1 protein-coding gene is annotated in these 1081 nt (G+C 65.1%); it reads left to right on the forward strand.

Annotated features, from left to right (window positions below; genetic code table 11):
• Positions 1-945: rhodanese-like domain-containing protein (locus R4P47_RS25025; protein ID WP_032399667.1), on the forward strand; the 945-nt coding region annotated here is incomplete at its 5' end.
• Positions 946-1081: the final 136 nt, after the last annotated feature.

Consider the following 1081-nt stretch of genomic DNA (forward strand, 5'->3'; position numbering starts at 1 on the left):
CCGGACCTACTCGACGAAGCTGCCGACGGTGTCGACACCCGTTTCGAGGGTGCCAAACAGATCTTCCGCAGTCTGAAGCGGTCGTTCGTCACGCAGCCAGATCATATCCAGGTCTTTCCGGGTCACGGTTCGGGCAGTGCCTGCGGAAAAGCTCTCGGCGCGTTGCCGTCGACCAGCGTCGGCTACGAACGTCGTTTCGCTTGGTGGGCCGGGTATGTCGAGCGCGACGACGAGCAGGGCTTCGTCGATGAGATGCTCGACGGCCAACCGGATGCACACGCCTACTTCGGCCGGATGAAGCGTCAGAACAAGCAGGGCCCGGTCGTTCTCGGGCCACTCTCTCCACTGCACGAGTACGACTCCACCGAATTGGCACGCGCCCTCGACTCCGACGAGGTCGTCCTCCTCGACACCCGCGGCCAATATGAGGTGCACGCCGGCGCTGTCCCCGGAGCGCTCAACATCCCCGGTATCGGCAAGGCAGCCTCGTTCGGTGCCTGGGTCTACGACCCCGAACGAGAGGACACTCCACTGGTGGTGCTTGCCGAGGACCGCGCCGTCGCCGACGAGCTACGTGATCACCTGCTGCGGGTCGGCATCGATACGGTGACCGGGTACGTCACAAGTCTACGAGGATTTCCCATGACGACACCCGAGACGATCGGTGCGGACGAGCTGGATTCGTTCGACTCGGCAATGGTGCTGGACGTGCGCAACAAAACCGAACACGCCGACGGCCACATACCTGGCTCCGAACAGCTCAGCGGTGGGCGATTGCTGTGGAACCTCGACGGACTGCCCACGGGCGGTCCGATCGTGACCTACTGCCAGAGCGGCGTCCGTAACGCGGTCGCAGCCAGCGCCCTGCGTCGCGCCGGCTACCGAGTTGTCGAACTCGAGGGCAGCTACGCCGCCTGGTCCGCACGCAACCTCGAAACAGTCTGATCGAACACGCCCGAATCGGAGGCGGTCGTGCAGTCCGCCCCCGGTTTGGTCCTGTGCTCGCCCTGTCGGCTCGCTGCGCCACCGACGGTGAGCAGACCCCAGACCGAGCAGGACCCCGGGCGACACTCCTGATCCG

This window comes from Rhodococcus sp. IEGM 1370, assembly GCF_033142325.1.
Taxonomy (GTDB): Bacteria; Actinomycetota; Actinomycetes; order Mycobacteriales; family Mycobacteriaceae; genus Rhodococcoides.